The following is a 16,871-nucleotide window of genomic DNA, read 5'->3' as shown; positions in this document are numbered from 1 at the left end:
TCATGCGGGCTTGTGCCACCCCACCACCTTCCACTCGTGCCAGATCAGCAGCATGACGGCCGCGTCGAAGACGGTCAGCACAAGCAGGCCGAACGAATGGGTGTATGAGTAGCGGTAGACTTGATAGGCCATGAACAAGCCCAATGCCGCCAGCGATGCCGGATACGACCAAAGCTTGCCTCTCAAGAGCCCGACGACCAGGGCCAGCTTTATCAGGCCGTGGCTGAGCAGGTAGAAGGCGTAAAACTCCTTGCTGGCAACCGAAAAATGGCTTGCCATCTGCGACAGATGGCCAGCTATGAAATCGTTCGGATCTTCGATCAATTCCTCTTCGGTGAGGGCATTGACCCAGGAGACAATCGCATCGGTGGTGACGACATAAAGCAGGATCCCTCCGACACATTCGATCAGGGCATGTGCGCCTTTGAGCCAGACACTGACCTCGAAAATCTGATGGATGCGGTGCTCATCGACGGGTGTCAAAAGTCCACCTCACGATCAACTACGGAAACCAACGACAAATGGATGCAGCTTTAACGCACTGGATAAATGCTGAGGCCGGTATCAGCCCTCTTCTTGATAGAGCAATGATCGGCGTCTCACAAATCGGCGTTCCCCTCTTGGTACTGGCTGTGGTCCTGCAATGGTGGGCGAAGGTTGACCGCTACCATGTTCGTCACGCGACCTTGTCGGCCGGTCTGGCGTTCTTGCTCGGCCTGGCGATCAACCAGTTCATTCTTCTGTTTGTGCATCGGATGCGGCCCTATGATGCCGGCGTGACGCATCTGTTGATTGCGCCCAGCGCCGACTGGTCATTCCCTTCCGATCACGCGACAGCCACCATTGCGATTGTTGCGGCCTTTGCAATGCAAGGTCTTCCGCGCCGGACGATTGCGTTGTTCATCGTGGCATTGCTGATCTGCTGGTCGAGAATCTACATCGGGACGCACTACCTGACCGATGTTATCGGTGGGGCCATCACCGGTGTCCTGGGCGCCGTCGTGGTACGACTGGCTTACCGCGAGAACACCAGGCTGGACAAACTGGTGACTAGTATTCTGTAGGTCCGCGCGGCGTGAAGAGGCGTTCGGACGGAGGGTATGCCGGGCGATCCTTCGACACGGATGGTCCCGTGCCAGAGCCAGTTCGAAGCTTCCGAGAGGCGCCCAGGGCGACTATTCTTATCGCACCGACCCGGTGACCGTCCGGTCGATATCGGGAACGGATTTGCGCTCGTTGCCGGCAAGGGCGGCGATGGCGAGCAGGCTGGCCACCACCGGAACGAACAGGATGGCGACGCGGGCCTGTACATAAAGAATGGCGCGCCATTCGCTGCGCTTGTCGGGGCTGTCGCTCATCATACTCACTTTGCCATGGACCCCCCGGCGCGTCACATAGAGGTGAACGGTTAAACAACTCCTTCCGGCTTTGTTAACGATAGCGCGCGCAGCTTCAGTTCAGGCCGATGCGCCTGGCGCCTTGCCGGAACAGCGCCTCGGCATCCGGCTCGAAGCGGAAGGTGCCGATGAAATCGTCGGCGCGGTAATCGGGCATTGTCTTGCGGATGGCGGCGGCGAAACCGTGCGCCTCGTCGAGTCGACCGGCCAGCGCCAGGCAATGCGCGGCGATCGCCAGTATGATGGCGTGGGCGTTGGGCCGTGCTGCCGCCTTCAGCGCCCATTCGGCCGCCTCCTCGAACTGGCCGAGCCGGACATGCGACATCGCCCGCGCGCCCAGCATGCCGAACAGCAGCGGGTCGAAGGGGCTGAGATGCCGCGAATGGTCGGACGAACTTATCGCCGCCTGCGGGTCGCCCGACTGGGAATGCACGAAGGACAGCGCGTAGTGGCCGAGCGCGAAATTCGGGCTGAGGTCGACCGCGCGTTCGAGTTCGGAGAGCGACCCGTCCTGCTCGCCGCGCAGCCACAGCGCCCGTCCCATCGCCCAGTGCGCGGCCGGATTGTGGTCGTCGACCAGCACGCTCTGGCCGGCGCTTTCGAAGGCCAGCGCGCTTTCGCGGTCGCGGTCGCCCCAGCGCTGGAAGGCGGCCTGCCAATGGGTGAAGGAGAGGCCGGCATGGGCGCGGGCAAAGGTCGGATCGAGTTCGACGGCCGTGGCAAAGAGATTCCGCGCCTGCTCGTTTTCCGCCTGCGTGAAACGGTACATGTGCCAGAGGCCGCGATGATAGGCCTCCCAGGCATTGAGCGAATTGGGCGCCTTCAGCATGGCGCGGTTGCGCTCGACGGTTTCGATCTCGGCCGAGATCGACGAGACGATGCTGTCGCCGATATCGTCGAGCACGGCGAAGATGTCGTCGGGCCGGCGTTCGAAGGTCTCGGCCCAGACGATCCTGGCCGTGCGCACCTCGATAAGCTCGACGCTGACGATGAGGCGGCCGGCCGGGCTGCGCACCGTGCCGGTGGCGACGTAGTCGACATTCAGTTTTCTGCCGGCTTCGTCCGGCGCGATGTTCATCTGCGCCAACGCGAACACCGATCCGCGCGCGATGACGAAGAAATCCCTGAGCTTGGCGAGACGGGTGATGATGTCGTGGGTGAAACCATCGGCAAGCCCGCCGCGCGTGCCGCCGGCTTCCTCGACAAACGGCATCACCGCCAGCGAAGCGTGGCTTGGTTCGACCGCGCCGGCATCGCCCGATGGCGCCAGCGGCTGCGACAGCGCGGACACCGGCGGCACCCGGAGCGAGACCGCCGGCGCCTGATCGCGGATCGTCCGCCAGGCGGCGCGGAGCGGAGCGAAATCCAGATCCTCCGACTGGAACAACTGTTGCGCCGCCGCCAGATGCCGCTCGGCCGCGCCAACCTCGCCGCGCCGGGCCATGCTGGCCAGCAGCGCGGCGTGTGCGCGCCCGTCGAACGGCGCCAGTTCCACCCATTTGTCGAGATGGCCGATCGCCTCGTCGCAATCCGCCGGCAATCTTTCGACAAGCTGCTCCAGCACCGCCGCATGGCAAGCGCCGAGGCGCCGCCGCTGCGCGATCAGCCAACTGTCGAAAAGCGGGCTGCGGTCGAGCTCCAGCCCGTCGAGGAACGCGCCGGCGAAGAGCCCGGCCAGCGTTCGCAACGGCTCCAATTCAAGCGTTTCGATCCCCTGTGTCGCGGCGTGGCTCACCTCCAGCGCGTCGACAGGACAATCGTCGAGATCGAGTGCGACCGTGTCGCCCTGCGTCAGGACCCGGCGCCGGTCCGGCGTGTCGAGCACGCCGCGCAGCTTGCTGAGGCACCAGCGCAATTCGCCACGCGGGTCGTTCGGCACATCCCACAGCATTTCGCACAGGCGGCCGCGCCCGACCGGATGCGGCGCCAGTGCCAGATAGGCAAGCAATGCGCGCACCTTGCGCGACGCCGGCAGTGCCACCGGCACGCCATCGCGCATTACCGCTAGCGATCCGAGCGTGCGCACGGAGAGGATCGGCATGTCGCGATCCAGTCTCGATGGTGCGGATTCCACGGCTGTTTCCACGCCTGCTCCCACGCTGGCCTGTCGGCCCCTGCTGTATCATCAAACACGATACGGCATCCGGCAGCGCGTTTTCGCGCCGGCCGCGGCCATTGCCGCAGTGCCGTAAGATCAGTCCTAGCGCGGCAAGGTCTCCAAACCTCGCCGCCCAAACCGTCGGTTTGTAACCGGCCTGTGAAGGCAGACACGACGACGAGACACAACGATCGAGGAGATCAAGGATGTTGAACAAACAAAAGATCAGGACCACCGCCGGGCGCGGCCGCCTGTTCGACAGCATTCTGGATACCGTCGGCGACACGCCGGCGGTGCGCGTCAACAATCTCGGACCGGCCCATGCGACCATCTACGTCAAGGCCGAGTTCTTCAACCCTGGCGCCTCGGTGAAGGACCGCCTGGCGCTCAATATCATCGAGGAAGGCGAGCGCAGCGGTACACTGAAGCCCGGCCAGACTGTGGTCGAAGCGACGAGCGGCAACACCGGCATCGGGCTCGCCATGGTCTGTGCGCAGAAAGGCTACCCGCTGGTCGTCACCATGGCCGATAGCTTTTCCGTAGAGCGCCGCAAGCTGATGCGCATGCTGGGCGCCAAGGTGGTGCTGACGCCGCGCGCCGAAAAGGGCTTCGGCATGTACAACAAGGCGGTGGAACTGGCCGAGGCCAATGGATGGTTCCTCGCCCGACAGTTCGAGACGGCAGCCAACGCCGCCATCCACGAGGCGACCACCGCGCGCGAGATCATCAACGATTTCGCCGGCTCGCGGCTCGACTGCTTCGTCACCGGCTATGGCACCGGCGGCACCGTCGTCGGCGTGGGGCGCGTCCTGCGCCGCGAGCGGCCGGACACCCGCATCGTGCTCGCCGAACCGGCCAACGCGCAGCTCATCGGCAGCGGCAAGGCGCAGCAGCGCGGCGCCGATGGCGCGCCTGCGGCCAGCCATCCGGCCTTCGAGCCGCATCCGGTGCAAGGCTGGACGCCGGACTTCATCCCCAATGTCCTGCAGGAGGCGATCGACACCAGCCTCTATGACGAGGTGATGCCGGTCGCCGGGCCCGAGGGCATCAAATGGGCCAAGGCGCTGGCACGCCAGGAAGGCATCTTCACCGGCATTTCCGGCGGCGCCACCTTCGCCGTGGCGCGTCAGGTCGCGGAGAATGCGGCGGCCGGCGCGGTGATCCTGTGCATGCTGCCCGACACCGGCGAACGCTACATGTCGACGCCGCTCTTCGACGGCATCGAGGCCGAGATGGACGCCGACGAGACGGCGCTGTCGCGTTCGACGCCGGGCTGCCAATTCCCTGTGGCTTGACGGGAGGAGGCTGTCATGGACGTCGCGCCGGAAAGCCTCGGCATGGTGACCGAGGAAACGCTTGACCCCTTGGACTGGGCCGAAGTCCAGGCCCTGTCGCATCGGGTCATCGACGAGGCAGTCGACTATCTGCGCGACGTGCGCGGCCGCCCGGTCTGGCGGGAGATGCCGGCTGATGTGAGAGAGGCTTTCACGGCACCCCTGCCGCGATCGCCGGCGCCGCTGGACGCGGTCTATGGCGAGGTCTCCCGCACGGTGATGTCCTATCCGATGGGCAACGTCCATCCGCGCTTCTGGGCCTGGTACATGGGATCGAGCAATTTCACCGGCGCGCTCGGCGATTTCCTGGCGGCGATCCAGGGCTCCAACCTCGGCGGCGGCAACCACGCCGCCGGGCTGATGGATAACCAGGTGGTCAGCTGGTGCAAGGAGATGCTGGGCTTCCCGGCTTCCGCCTCGGGCACGCTGGTCAGCGGCGGCTCGATGGCCAACATCATCGGACTGACGGTTGCGCGCAACACCAAGGCCGGCATCGACGTGCGCGAACACGGCGTCGCCGCCATTGAAAAGCCGCTGCGCTTCTATGGCTCGGACCAGATACATTCCTGCCACCGCAAGGCGATGGAAGCGCTCGGCCTCGGCAATCGCGCGCTGCGACGCATCCCGTCCGACGCCGGGCTGCGCATCGACATATCGGCCTTGCGGGCAGCGATATCGGAAGACCGTGCGGCCGGCTTCAAACCGGCCTGCCTCATCGGCAATGCCGGCACGGTGAACACCGGCGCGATCGACGATCTGCGGGCACTCGCCAAACTCGCGCATGAGGAAGACCTCTGGTTCCATGTCGATGGCTGCATCGGCGCGCTGATTGCGATTGCGCCTGACAATGCGCATCGCGTTGCCGGCATCGAATGGGCGGATTCGATCGCGCTCGACCCGCACAAATGGCTGCACGCGCCGTTCGAGGCCGGCTGTGCCCTGGTCAGGGATGCGATCGCGCATCGCCGCACTTTCGCGGTCACGCCGGAATATCTGGAATCGACGCCGCGCGGCCTTGCCTCCGGCGACTGGCTGCACGATTACGGCCTGCAGACCTCGCGCGGCTTTCGCGCGCTGAAAGTGTGGATGGCGCTGAAACAGCACGGCATCGACAAGTTCGGCCGCCTGATCGACCAGAACATCGCGCAAGCCGGATATCTCGCCGGGCTGATCGAGGCCGAGCCGTCGCTGCAACTGGCCATGCCGCCAACCATCAACATCGTCTGCTTCCGTTATCAGCCCGGCGTCAGCGGCGAGGCGCTGAAGGCGCTCAACACAGAAATCATGCTGCGGCTGCAGGAGCAGGGCATTGCCACCCTCTCCGATACCACGGTGCATGGCGAGCACTGGCTGCGCGTGGCGATTGCCAACCATCGCACAAGGCGCGACGATCTCGACCTTCTGGTGCGGGAAACGATGCGGTTGGGACGGGAGATCGCGGGTTCAGCGTCTTCCTAGTTCCCGGCAGGCATGCGATTCTGCCGCGATGATTCGGGGAGGTCCGGCGGTGACGCTGTTTCGCATGGCAGCATTTGCGGCATTGGTCTTCGCCACTTCGGCGCAGGCCGCCGACATGGCCTTCTTTGTCAAGAACCTGCGCAAGGAAGCGGTTGCGGTCGAGCTGTTCAGCCGCGACCGCGAGACGGTCTGGCCGGGCAACGACAAGGTGTTCCTGATCGATCCGGGCTCGCAGAAATCGGTGCCGCTCACCTGCAATCAGGGTGAGCGCATCTGCTACGGCGCCTGGGTCGACGGCAATGATCAGATATCCGCCGGCGTCGGGCCTGATAACGACCAACCTTGCGATACCTGCTGCTTCATCTGCGTGGAGCACTCGACCGAAACGATCGATCTGGTGCCGTGATCGGCGCTTCTGACCCTGCACGGGAGATCGCGCAGGCGCATCAATCCGGAAGGCCGGCCTTGCGGAAGCCGTCGACGAAATGCTCGAGCATCGCGTCGTCGCGGAAAGGCTCGGTCCAGACCCAGTGGCTGGTTGTGAAATGCGGGTTGCTGACGAGGAATAGTTCGACCTCCGCGCGCGCCTCGTCGAGCCGGCCCAGTTGGGCCAGGCTTGCCGCCAGGAAACGGCGTGAACTCGTGCGATAGGTCTCGTCCCTGCGCAGGGTCTCGACCGCGGCTTCGTAATCGCGCGCCGCATATTGCGCCTGGCCGAGGGTGAGATAGTACCAGCTTGCCGGGAACGGATTGAGCCGGAACGCCTTGCGGATTTGCTCCATGCCCTCCTCGATCCGTCCGGCGAGCACCGCGATGTCCGACAATGTCGCCCAGGCGTCGGCCTCGTTCGGGTCGAGTTCGAATGCCTTGGCGAACTCCGCCTCCGACTCGGCGAAACTGCGCTCGTAGGCAAGCAAATTGCCGAGCACCCAGCGGCAGCCGGCATCATTTGGGTCGATCGCCACCGCCTTGCGCGCCAGCTCAAGGGCAACGCGGCGGTTGGGCTCGACGGGTTCGCCCCAATGCACCCACCCCATCCAATGGTTCATGGCCAGCCAGCGGTAGGCTTCGGCATAGTCCGGATCGAGCGCAATCGCGCGCGTCAGCATCAGATGCGCTTCCCGCGCCGTCTGCGGCGTATCGTCGATCAGCTTGCGCGCCCGCACGCAGAGATCGTAGGCCTCGAGATTGCTGGGCCGGTTGCGTGGCGGCGGCGCGCGCAGCCGGCCGAGCAGCGCCTCGACGATCTTGGCGATCACCTCGTCCTGTACGGCAAAGATATCGTCCAGCCGGCGATCGAAGCGTTCCGCCCACAGGTGTTCGCCGCTCATCGCGTCGACCAGCTGGGCATTGATGCGCACGCGTTCCGCGGCGCGCCGTGCGCTGCCTTCCAGCAAATAGCGCACGCCAAGCTCCCTGGCGATCTCGCGCACGTCCATCGCCTTTCCCTTGTAGGCAAAGGTCGAGTTGCGCGCGATGACGAACAGGCCGGAGGCCCGCGACAGGTCGGTGATCAGGTCTTCGGTCAACCCGTCCGCGAAGGCTTCCTGCCCGGGATCGTTGCTGAGATTGACGAATGGCAGGACGGCGATCGATGGTTTGTCGGGCAGCGGCAAGGTTTTTCGCTTCGCGCCGGCGAGCTGTTCGATGGCCCCGGTAAAGCGGTAGCCGACGCGCGGAACCGTGGTGATCCATTCACCGCCATCGATGGCCGGACCAAGCAGCTTGCGCAGCTGCGCGATCTGGACGGTGAGGTTGCCTTCCTCGACGGCGGTGCCCGGCCACGCCGCATCCATCAACGCCGCCTTGGCCAGGATTTCCCCCGGCCGTTCGACAAACGCCGCAAGCAGCTTCAGCCCGCGGTAGCCGACGGCAACGGGCTCGTCGTTCCGAAGCAGCGTCCCTGCGTCCGGATCAAGCACGAACGGACCGAAGGCAAAGCGCGATCCCTGCATGGAGCGCATCTATAGAGCAATTCCGCGAAAAGTACGAAGCGCTTTTCCGGGCGGAAGCAGGGCGCGCTTTCCCGGGGGAATTACATCGAAAACAAATGGTTAGAGCCCGTTTGGAACTTTTGAGAACTATTTGGGAGGCTTTAATTACGGCGCCGTCCGTATCCGGCAGAATTCAACCTCATTCATTCAGGTCGAGGGTCTCCCAACCCTGGAACCCCCAACCCTTGGAACTCCATGGAGGTTGTCATGAACAATACCCTTGCACCGGTCCGGCATCAGGCAGCGCGGCCTGCTGGGCGGACGTCGCGTCGGCATTACAGCCTGGCGGCCTTGCGCGGCGCGATCGCGGCCTGGCGGAACCGAGCCCGCTTTCGCTGGGAGCTCAAGCAGATGTCGCTGGCGAATCCCCATTTGATCGACGACATCGGCCTGACGAAACGGCAAGCCGAGGCGGAGATCGCCAAGCTGCCCTTCTGGCAACGATGACAGCCGAAAGCATGAGGGAACCTTGAGGTCCGGGGTCGGTTGTTGAAGGGCGGGGTCGGATTATTGAAGGGATTGTCGCCGTCGTCCCTTTAGCGATCGCCTGCATCATGCCATGATCCCGGGATCGGCCGTGGGGCCGATTCTTCATCGGGGGTTTTCATGTCTTTCACTTTCGCGCGCCGGTTCGCCGCCGCGTTTTTGCTTGCCGTCCTTGTCGCACCAGCCGCCCATGCCGGCGACGTCACCTTTGCCATCAAGAACAGCCATCCCAACGCCATGCGCGTCGAGCTCTACAGCCAGGACCGCGATTATATCTGGCCCGGCGGTGGCAAGGACTTTTATCTCGACGATGGCGAGACCAAGCAGCTGCCGATCTCCTGCAACGAGGGCGAATCGATCTGCTACGGCGCCTGGGTCGATGGCGACGAGGAGACCTACTGGGGCGTTGGCCCCGGCAACAAGGAAAAATGCGAGGATTGCTGCTACACCTGCAGCGGCGGCGAGACCGAGGAGATCAATCTGGTCCCCTGACCGGCTTGCCAGCTTGACGTTTTTCCCGCCGACGCCCTAGCCTGCGTCGAGACGATCACCCAGAGCGCGCCGTACAGCTCCCTTTTGAGATGCGGCGTGCTCCAGGCAACAGGAGCACGGCAATGGCGGGCACGGTCGAGGGCGAGAAGATCGACGTCGGGTTCTCCGGCAAGCGCTGCATCCACTCGCGCAACTGCGTGCTCGGTGACCCGCACGTTTTCGTGCCCAACGCGCCGGGCCAATGGATCCATCCCGAGGCGGCCAGCGTCGAGAAGATCGTCGCCATCGCCGAAAGCTGTCCGTCCGGCGCCATCACCTACGCCAGGAAGGATGGCGGGCCGCAGGAACAGCCGCCGGTGGTCAACACAGTGCGGCTGCGCGAAAACGGCCCGCTCGCCGTGCACGCCGAGATCGTGCTCGCCGGCGAGACTTTCCACCGCGCCACGCTCTGCCGTTGCGGCGCTTCGCAAAACAAGCCGTTCTGCGACGGCAGCCACACCACGGCCGGTTTCACCGCCACCGGCGAACCGGCGCTGAAGGACACGCCGGCGCTCGAAGCGAGGAATGGCCCGCTGACGGTGACCCCGACGACGAACGGCCCGCTCAAGCTCGAGGGCAATCTCGAGATCGTCACCGGCACCGGCCATACCGTCGACCGCACGCAACGCACCTTCCTCTGCCGCTGCGGTCACTCGGCCAACAAGCCGTTCTGCGATGGGTCGCACAAGAGGGTTGGGTTTGTGGGGTAGCTAAGCGGCCGAGCTGCCAATCTCCCCCCTCGTGGGGGAGATGTCCGGCAGGACAGAGGGGGGCGCCGTAGGGCACTAACTTCAACAGCCACCGAGCATCGCAATGCCTCATACGCCATTGCCGCCAAGGCACCGCGCAAACGCCAGATCGATGCGCAAGGTCATGACATCAGCCGAATTGAAGCTCTGGAACGAGCTTCGCGCGCACCGTCTGATGGGGCTTGGCTTCCGCCGACAATTTCCGGTCGCTAGTTACATTGTCGACTTCGCTTGTCCGGACAGAAACTCGTCGTCGAAGTCGACGGCTCGCAGCATGCGGAAGCCAGCGCGGTCGCCATCGACGAAACAAGGACATTGCGCTTGGAGCAAGACGGCTGGACTGTCTTGCGCTTCTGGAACGACGACATCATCCGCGACATCGACAATGTCTGCCAGCATATTGTGATTGCGGCTGGGCTCGATGGAACGTCTTGAATGGATCGGCGGGAGGAACTGTAATCGTGGGTAGGCCGGCGGGACAGCGCCCCCCTCTGTCCTGCCGGACATCTCCCCCACGAGGGGGGAGATCGAACTCCTCCCTTGGCCCAGCGCTCGCGGCTTTATCGGTCGGCCCGTATCGGCTAAGGGCTGAGGCAGAAAATTCGCCATCGGACCGCCAATGACCGCCAAGCCCAAGCCAAAACCGCTGTTCCTCGGGATCGATACCGGCGGCACTTATACCGATGCCGTGCTGTGGTCCGAGACCGAAGGCCCGCAGCAGGGGCCGAACAAGGGCAAGGTGCTGGCCAAGGCCAAGGCGCTGACCACGCGGCACGACCTTGCCGTCGGCATTTCCGGCGCTGTCGACGCGGTGCTGCACAAGGCCGGCACCGATCCGGCCGCGATCAAACTGGTCTCTATGTCGACCACGCTCGCCACCAACGCGCTGGTCGAGGGCCAGGGCGGCCGTGTCGCGCTGATCATGATCGGCTTTTCCGAGGCAGATCTCGCCCGCGACGGGCTGAAGGCAGCACTCGGCACCGATCCGGTGGTGTTTTGTCCGGGCGGCCACGATGTCCACGGCAATGCCGCCAAGCTCGATCTTTCCGGGCTTGAGGCCGCCTTGCCTGAACTCGGCGCCTCGGTGTCCGGCTTTGCCGTCTGCGCCTATTTCGCCACCCGCAATCCGGCTCATGAGGTCGCCGCCCGCGAGCTGATCCGGGAAAAAACTGGCCTGCCGGTCACATCGAGTCACGAACTGTCGGCCAAGCTCGGCGGCCCGCGCCGGGCGCTGACCACCTTGCTCAATGCCAGGCTTATCTCGATGATCGACCGGCTGGTGGCGGCAACCGAGGGCTTTCTCGCGGAGCGCAACATCGCTGCCCCCTTGATGGTGGTGCGGGGCGACGGCGCGCTGGTCTCGGCGGCGTTCGCCCGCCAGCGGCCGATCGAGACGATCCTCTCCGGGCCAGCCGCCAGCCTGGTCGGCGCCCGCCACATGACCGGCCTCGACAACGCCGTGGTCTCCGATATCGGCGGCACCACGACCGACGTTGCCGTGCTCGACGGAGGGCGTCCACGCCTCGATCCGGAAGGCGCCACCGTCGGCGGCTTCCGCACCATGGTCGAGGCCGTCGCCATGCGCACCTTCGGCCTTGGCGGCGATTCCGAAGTGGCGCTGGAAGATGGCGCGCTTAACCCGAGGATCCTGCTTGGGCCGCGCCGCCTGGTGCCGCTGGCACTGGCTGGCATGGCGCATGGCGACGCCGTGAGATCGGAACTCGAACGCCAGCTGCGGGCACCTAATACCGGCCGCATGGATGGCCGTTTCGCGGTGCGCACCGGCGTGCCGGACAGGCTCGCCGCCGGGCTGACGGCTCCGGAGGCGCGGCTTTACGAGGCGATCGGCGCGACCCCGCTTGCCCTCGACAGGCTGCTGACGTCGAATGCCCAGAACGCCACCTTGAACCGGCTGGTCTCGCGCGGGCTGGTGCACATTTGCGGCTTCACCCCCTCGGACGCGGCGCATGTGCAGGGCAAGCAGTCAAACTGGGATGCCGCCACCGCCCGCCTCGGCGCCGAGCTGTTTGCTCGCAAGCGCGACGGCCGTGGCCAGCCCATCGCCGCGTCGCCCGAGGTGATCTCGGAGCGGGTGCTGGTGACACTGACGCGCTGGTCGGCCGAATACATCCTCGAAACCGCCTTTGCCGAGGACGGGCTCGACGGCGCGGCCACGGTCGCGCACGCGCTGGTGCAGCGCGCCGTCGACGCGCATCCCGGCATCGCCCGCCTCAGCGTCGCACTCGACCGACCCGTCATCGGCCTCGGCGCTTCGGCGCCGCTGCATTATGCCGGCCTGGCGCCCCTGGTCGGCAATGAGTGCGTTGTGCCCGATGATACCGATGTCGCCAACGCGCTCGGCGCCGTCGTTGGCCAGGTGCGGGTCTCGGCCGAGGCGCGGGTCAGCCAGCCAAAGGAAGGACTGTTCCGCCTTGCCTCGGGCGAAACCGTGCGCGATTTCCTCGACGAGGCGGCGGCGATCGCCGCCGCCGAGGCCGATGTGCGCGCCATCGTCGCGCAGCGCGCCAGGAATGCCGGCACCGACAGCGCCGAGATCGAGGTGGCGACCGAATTCAAGGTTTCCACGGTCGAAGCCCAGCGCATGTTCATCGAGGCGCATGTGGTCGCGGTGGCCTCGGGACGGCCAAGGATCGCGGTGTAGCTTCTTCCTTCTCCCCGTTTCACGGGGAGAAGGTGCCCGAAGGGCGGATGAGGGGCAGCGCTGGCCAATGCGATTTCGCCGTACCGCTATTCACACAACTCTGCGCCGCCCCTCATCTGGCTGCCGCCATCTTCTCCCCGTAGAACGGGGAGAAGGACGCTGTTGCCGCCGTCTTCGCCAATTCGCCAAAACGCTCGCCTTCAACCTAAGCTGAATTGACCCTGCAATCCCAACATGTCAAACGCCCCGCAAAGCCTTTCATCTGGAGTAGCCTGATGACCGATCGCGTCGAAATCGCCGGATTGCGGATTGCCCGCGAGCTGCATGATTTTGTGGCCGCCGAGGCGCTGCCCGGCACCGGCATCGAAGCGGCGGCCTTCTGGAACGGTTTTTCTGCCATCGTCCACGACCTCGCGCCGAAGAACCGGGCGCTGCTGGCAAAACGCGACGCCATGCAGGAGAAGCTCGACGGCTGGTATCGCGACAACGGTGCCCCCATCGACATGGAGGCCTACAAGGGCTTCCTCAAGGAGATCGGCTACATCGTGCCCGAGGGGCCGGCCTTCAGCGTGTCGACGGACAATGTCGACGCAGAGATCGCTGTCGTCGCCGGACCGCAGCTGGTGGTGCCGGTGATGAATGCGCGCTATGCGCTCAACGCCGCCAATGCGCGCTGGGGTTCGCTCTACGATGCGCTTTACGGCACCGATGCCATCCCCGAAACCGATGGCGCCGGGAAGGGCAAGGGCTTCAACCCCGCGCGCGGCGCCAAGGTCATCGCCTGGGCCAAGGACTTTCTCGATCAATCGGTGCCGCTGACCACAGGAAAATGGGCTGGCGTCAACGGCCTCTTGGTGGCGCACGGCGCGCTGAAACTGGGTGAGGGCGCCGGCGTCACCACGCTCGCCGATCCCAAGCAATTCGTCGGCTATCGCGGCGACGCCGCCAACCCGCAAGCCGTGCTGCTGGTGAAAAATGGCCTGCATGTCGAGATCGTGATCGACCGCGACAACCAGATCGGCCGCACCGATCCGGCTGGCATTGCCGACGTCATCCTGGAATCGGCGCTGACCACCATCCAGGACTGCGAGGATTCGGTCGCCGCGGTGGATGCCCAGGACAAGGTCGTGGTCTATCGCAACTGGCTCGGCCTGATGAAGGGCGATCTGGCCGAAGAGATCACCAAGGGCGGCAAGAGCTTTGTCCGCAAACTCAATCCTGACCGTGTCTACACCGCACCCGCCGGCGGCCAGCTCACCGTGCCCGGCCGTTCGCTGATGCTGGTGCGCAACGTAGGTCACCTGATGACCAACCCGGCGATCCTGGACCGCGACGGCAACGAAGTGCCGGAAGGCATCATGGATGCGGCGATGACGGCGCTGATCGCGCTGCACGATGTCGGGCCGAACGGGCGGCGGATGAATTCGCGCGCGGGCTCGATGTATGTGGTGAAGCCCAAGATGCACGGGCCGGAGGAAGTCGCCTTCGCCGTCGAGATCTTCGACCGCGTCGAAGCCCTGCTCGGCATGCCCGGGAATACCATCAAGATGGGCATCATGGACGAGGAGCGGCGCACCACCGTCAACCTCAAGGAGGCGATCCGCGCCGCACGCGAGCGCGTGGTGTTCATCAACACCGGCTTCCTCGACCGCACCGGCGACGAGATCCACACCTCGATGGAAGCCGGCCCGATGATCCGCAAGGGCGACATGAAGCAGGCCGCCTGGATTTCCGCCTACGAGGCGTGGAATGTCGACACCGGGCTCGAATGCGGTCTGGCCGGCCACGCCCAGATCGGCAAGGGCATGTGGGCGATGCCCGATTTGATGGCGGCGATGCTGGAACAGAAGATCGCCCATCCCAAGGCCGGCGCCAACACCGCCTGGGTGCCGTCGCCGACGGCGGCGACGCTGCATGCCACGCATTACCACAAGGTCGATGTCCACGCGGTGCAGGCGGCGCTGAAGAGCCGTCCGAAGGCAAAACTCGACGACATCCTCTCGGTGCCGGTCGCCGTGCGGCCGAACTGGACGCCGGACGAGATCCAGCGCGAACTCGACAACAACGCGCAGGGGATTCTGGGCTACGTCGTGCGCTGGATCGACCAAGGCGTCGGCTGCTCGAAAGTGCCCGACATCAACGATGTCGGCCTGATGGAAGACCGCGCCACGCTGCGCATTTCCTCGCAGCACATCGCCAACTGGCTGCGCCACAAAGTGTGCTCACAAATCCAGGTGCGGGATTCGCTGCAACGCATGGCGGCCATCGTCGACCGCCAGAATGTCGGCGACCCGCTCTACCGGCCGATGGCCCCGGATTTCGACAGCTCGATCGCCTTCCAGGCCGCCTGCGACCTGGTGTTCAAGGGCACGATCCAGCCCAACGGCTACACCGAGCCGGTGCTGCACGCGCGGCGGCTGGAGCTGAAGGCAAAAGCGACGGCCTGAAAACGCATCCCGTTTCACGCAAACGGCGAACCGCCCTATCTCTTTGTGCTAACGCAATTCCCATGGGAAAGCGCTATGCGCTTTCCCGGGAAAACCGTTTCACGCTTTTCCTGGAATTGCTCTACGCCGCCTGCGCCATTCGCTCCGAGCTCATGCGATAAGAAATCGCCTCGGCCAGATGGATGCGGCCGACGGTTTCGCTGGCGTCGAGGTCGGCGAGCGTGCGCGCCACTTTCAGTACCCGGTGGTAGGCGCGCGCCGAAAAGGCGAGCTTTTCGCTGGCGTCCTTGAGCAGCGACAGCCCGGCGGCATCCGGCATGGCGATCTCCTCGATCATCGCCGGCGCGCAATGCGCGTTGGTGGTGGCGCGGGTGGCGCCGAGCCGTTCGAAGCGTTCGCGCTGGATGGTGCGCGCCCGGGCAACGCGCAGTGCGACCGCCGCGCTTTTTTCCGCCCGGTCTGGCCGGATCAGGTCGCTCGCCGAGACCGCCGGCACTTCGATCCTGAGATCGATGCGGTCGAGCAGCGGGCCCGAAATGCGCGCCTGGTAGTCGGTGCGGCAGCGTTCGCCGCGCAGGCAGCGATAGCCCGGCTCGCCGGCCATGCCGCAGCGGCACGGGTTCATCGCCGCCACCAACTGGATGCGCGCCGGATAGGTGACGCGATGGTTGGCGCGCGCGATCATGCAGTCGCCGGTCTCCAGCGGTTGGCGCAGCGCATCGAGCGTCTGTGGTGTGAATTCCGGAAACTCGTCGAGGAACAGCACGCCGTGATGGGCGAGCGATACTTCGCCCGGCCGTGCGCGCATGCCGCCGCCGACCATCGCCGCCATCGACGCCGAATGATGTGGCGCGCGGAACGGCCGCCGGTCGGTCAGCTTGCCTTCGCCGAGTTCGCCCGCCACCGAGGCGATCATCGAGACTTCGAGCAACTCCTTCGGCGCCAGCGGCGGCAGGATCGACGGCAGCCGCTGCGCCAGCATAGATTTGCCCGATCCCGGCGGCCCGATCATCAAGAGATTGTGTCCGCCGGCCGCCGCCACCTCCAGCGCCCGCTTGGCGGTCTCCTGGCCCTTGATGTCGGCGAGGTCGGGCAGGTCCAGCGCCGAGGCGTGGATGCCGGCCTCCGGCCGCGACAGCACCTGCGTGCCGCGGAAATGGTTGGCGATGGCAATAAGGCTGCGCGGCGCCAGAATGTCGAATTCCCGCCCCGCCCAGGCGGCTTCCGGTCCGCAGGCGAACGGGCAGATCAGCCCCTTGCCCTCGGCATTGGCGCCGATCGCCGCCGGCAAGGCACCGGCAACGGCGGTGATCGTGCCATCGAGCGAGAGTTCGCCGAGCACGACATAGCCGGCCAGCATGTCTCCGGGAATGGCGCCAAGGGCGGCCATCAGGCCGAGCGCGATCGGCAGATCGTAGTGGCTGCCCTCTTTCGGCAGGTCGGCGGGTGCCAGGTTGATGGTCACCTTCTTCGACGGCATCGACAGGCCGGACGCATGCAGCGCCGCCTGCACCCGCTCGCGGCTTTCGGCCACAGCCTTGTCGGGCAGGCCGACGATGTGCATGTTGACCTTGCCAGGCGCGATCATCACCTGCACGTCGACCGGCACGGCCTCGATGCCCTGGAAAGCGACCGTGCGAACCCGCGCCACCATTTTTAAGCCCCCGGGCCGCAACCCCTGCGATTGACCAAGAATGACCCGTCGCGGAGACAAT

The 16,871-nt window shown here is 65.3% G+C and carries 14 protein-coding genes and 1 pseudogene; 10 read left to right on the top strand and 5 right to left on the bottom strand.

All coding sequences use genetic code 11. The features are described 5' to 3' along the window. Complete coding sequence (locus tag AC0NIH_RS03560) at positions 1 to 483, bottom strand: DUF2127 domain-containing protein (protein WP_473466570.1); 483 nt, start codon at positions 481 to 483, stop codon at positions 1 to 3. Positions 484 to 521: 38 nt separating this feature from the next. On the opposite strand from AC0NIH_RS03560, the gene AC0NIH_RS03555 reads away from it, so the two are divergent. Beyond that, positions 522 to 1,064, top strand: coding sequence for a phosphatase PAP2 family protein (locus AC0NIH_RS03555; RefSeq protein ID WP_473466571.1), 543 nt, complete (start codon positions 522 to 524; stop codon positions 1,062 to 1,064). 117 nt (positions 1,065 to 1,181) lie between these two features. Here the strand turns inward: AC0NIH_RS03555 and AC0NIH_RS03550 are convergent, their stop codons facing one another. Both AC0NIH_RS03550 and AC0NIH_RS03545 read right to left on the bottom strand, forming a co-directional pair. Continuing rightward, complete coding sequence (locus AC0NIH_RS03550; RefSeq protein WP_473466573.1) at positions 1,182 to 1,358, bottom strand: hypothetical protein; 177 nt, start codon at positions 1,356 to 1,358, stop codon at positions 1,182 to 1,184. 94 nt (positions 1,359 to 1,452) lie between these two features. Continuing rightward, entirely contained in the window at positions 1,453 to 3,438 is a 1,986-nt protein-coding gene (locus AC0NIH_RS03545; protein ID WP_473466608.1) for a transcriptional regulator, read from the bottom strand. Positions 3,439 to 3,701: 263 nt separating this feature from the next. Between AC0NIH_RS03545 and AC0NIH_RS03540 the strand changes: the two genes are divergently transcribed. The 3 genes from AC0NIH_RS03540 to AC0NIH_RS03530 are packed head-to-tail and all read left to right on the top strand — an operon-like array spanning position 3,702 to position 6,693. Next, a complete protein-coding gene (locus AC0NIH_RS03540) occupies positions 3,702 to 4,790 on the top strand; it encodes a PLP-dependent cysteine synthase family protein (protein WP_473466574.1) in 1,089 nt (362 codons plus the stop codon). A 15-nt stretch (positions 4,791 to 4,805) separates the two neighbouring features. Further along, a complete protein-coding gene (locus tag AC0NIH_RS03535) occupies positions 4,806 to 6,287 on the top strand; it encodes a pyridoxal phosphate-dependent decarboxylase family protein (RefSeq protein WP_473466575.1) in 1,482 nt (493 codons plus the stop codon). Positions 6,288 to 6,336: 49 nt separating this feature from the next. Next, the gene (locus AC0NIH_RS03530) at positions 6,337 to 6,693 is read left to right on the top strand and encodes a hypothetical protein (RefSeq protein WP_023765343.1); all 357 of its coding nucleotides are present in this window, start codon (positions 6,337 to 6,339) and stop codon (positions 6,691 to 6,693) included. Positions 6,694 to 6,733: 40 nt separating this feature from the next. Here the strand turns inward: AC0NIH_RS03530 and AC0NIH_RS03525 are convergent, their stop codons facing one another. Beyond that, positions 6,734 to 8,242, bottom strand: a complete 1,509-nt coding sequence (locus AC0NIH_RS03525; protein ID WP_473562721.1) for a winged helix-turn-helix domain-containing tetratricopeptide repeat protein — start codon at positions 8,240 to 8,242, stop codon at positions 6,734 to 6,736. 246 nt (positions 8,243 to 8,488) lie between these two features. Here AC0NIH_RS03525 and AC0NIH_RS03520 point away from each other — a divergent pair, with 246 nt between their 5' ends. The 6 genes and pseudogenes from AC0NIH_RS03520 (at position 8,489) to AC0NIH_RS03495 (ending at position 15,156) form a co-directional block, all read left to right on the top strand. Further along, positions 8,489 to 8,728 (top strand): DUF1127 domain-containing protein, encoded by a 240-nt coding sequence (locus tag AC0NIH_RS03520; RefSeq protein ID WP_473466578.1) that lies wholly within the window; start codon positions 8,489 to 8,491, stop codon positions 8,726 to 8,728. 159 nt (positions 8,729 to 8,887) lie between these two features. Further along, positions 8,888 to 9,259, top strand: coding sequence for a hypothetical protein (locus AC0NIH_RS03515; protein ID WP_224686369.1), 372 nt, complete (start codon positions 8,888 to 8,890; stop codon positions 9,257 to 9,259). A 122-nt stretch (positions 9,260 to 9,381) separates the two neighbouring features. Continuing rightward, positions 9,382 to 10,008: a CDGSH iron-sulfur domain-containing protein gene (locus AC0NIH_RS03510; RefSeq protein WP_473466580.1), complete on the top strand. Its 627-nt coding sequence runs from the start codon at positions 9,382 to 9,384 to the stop codon at positions 10,006 to 10,008. A 103-nt stretch (positions 10,009 to 10,111) separates the two neighbouring features. Beyond that, positions 10,112 to 10,482: pseudogene (locus AC0NIH_RS03505) on the top strand (endonuclease domain-containing protein). Positions 10,483 to 10,666: 184 nt separating this feature from the next. After that, positions 10,667 to 12,709: a hydantoinase/oxoprolinase N-terminal domain-containing protein gene (locus AC0NIH_RS03500; protein ID WP_473466581.1), complete on the top strand. Its 2,043-nt coding sequence runs from the start codon at positions 10,667 to 10,669 to the stop codon at positions 12,707 to 12,709. Between the two features lie 275 nt (positions 12,710 to 12,984). Further along, positions 12,985 to 15,156, top strand: a complete 2,172-nt coding sequence (locus tag AC0NIH_RS03495) for a malate synthase G (RefSeq protein WP_473466583.1) — start codon at positions 12,985 to 12,987, stop codon at positions 15,154 to 15,156. A gap of 121 nt (positions 15,157 to 15,277) precedes the next feature. Here AC0NIH_RS03495 and AC0NIH_RS03490 read toward each other — a convergent pair whose 3' ends face one another. After that, complete coding sequence (locus AC0NIH_RS03490; protein ID WP_023765350.1) at positions 15,278 to 16,810, bottom strand: YifB family Mg chelatase-like AAA ATPase; 1,533 nt, start codon at positions 16,808 to 16,810, stop codon at positions 15,278 to 15,280. Between the last annotated feature and the right edge of the window lie 61 nt (positions 16,811 to 16,871).

The organism is Mesorhizobium sp. WSM1386 (genome assembly GCF_055901595.1).
This window is presented reverse-complemented; position numbering and strand designations above follow the sequence as displayed.

What these genes read in the sequence shown, in the direction of transcription:
- AC0NIH_RS03515 (WP_224686369.1), top strand. Translation starts at nt 8,888, where the DNA reads ATGTCTTTCACTTTCGCGCGCCGGTTCGCCGCCGCGTTTTTGCTTGCC.
- AC0NIH_RS03555 (WP_473466571.1), top strand. Translation starts at nt 522, where the DNA reads ATGGATGCAGCTTTAACGCACTGGATAAATGCTGAGGCCGGTATCAGC.
- AC0NIH_RS03525 (WP_473562721.1), bottom strand. Translation starts at nt 8,242, where the DNA reads ATGCAGGGATCGCGCTTTGCCTTCGGTCCGTTCGTGCTTGATCCGGAC.
- AC0NIH_RS03495 (WP_473466583.1), top strand. Translation starts at nt 12,985, where the DNA reads ATGACCGATCGCGTCGAAATCGCCGGATTGCGGATTGCCCGCGAGCTG.
- AC0NIH_RS03545 (WP_473466608.1), bottom strand. Translation starts at nt 3,438, where the DNA reads ATGCCGATCCTCTCCGTGCGCACGCTCGGATCGCTAGCGGTAATGCGC.
- AC0NIH_RS03510 (WP_473466580.1), top strand. Translation starts at nt 9,382, where the DNA reads ATGGCGGGCACGGTCGAGGGCGAGAAGATCGACGTCGGGTTCTCCGGC.
- AC0NIH_RS03550 (WP_473466573.1), bottom strand. Translation starts at nt 1,358, where the DNA reads ATGAGCGACAGCCCCGACAAGCGCAGCGAATGGCGCGCCATTCTTTAT.
- AC0NIH_RS03500 (WP_473466581.1), top strand. Translation starts at nt 10,667, where the DNA reads ATGACCGCCAAGCCCAAGCCAAAACCGCTGTTCCTCGGGATCGATACC.
- AC0NIH_RS03520 (WP_473466578.1), top strand. Translation starts at nt 8,489, where the DNA reads ATGAACAATACCCTTGCACCGGTCCGGCATCAGGCAGCGCGGCCTGCT.
- AC0NIH_RS03535 (WP_473466575.1), top strand. Translation starts at nt 4,806, where the DNA reads ATGGACGTCGCGCCGGAAAGCCTCGGCATGGTGACCGAGGAAACGCTT.
- AC0NIH_RS03490 (WP_023765350.1), bottom strand. Translation starts at nt 16,810, where the DNA reads ATGGTGGCGCGGGTTCGCACGGTCGCTTTCCAGGGCATCGAGGCCGTG.
- AC0NIH_RS03540 (WP_473466574.1), top strand. Translation starts at nt 3,702, where the DNA reads ATGTTGAACAAACAAAAGATCAGGACCACCGCCGGGCGCGGCCGCCTG.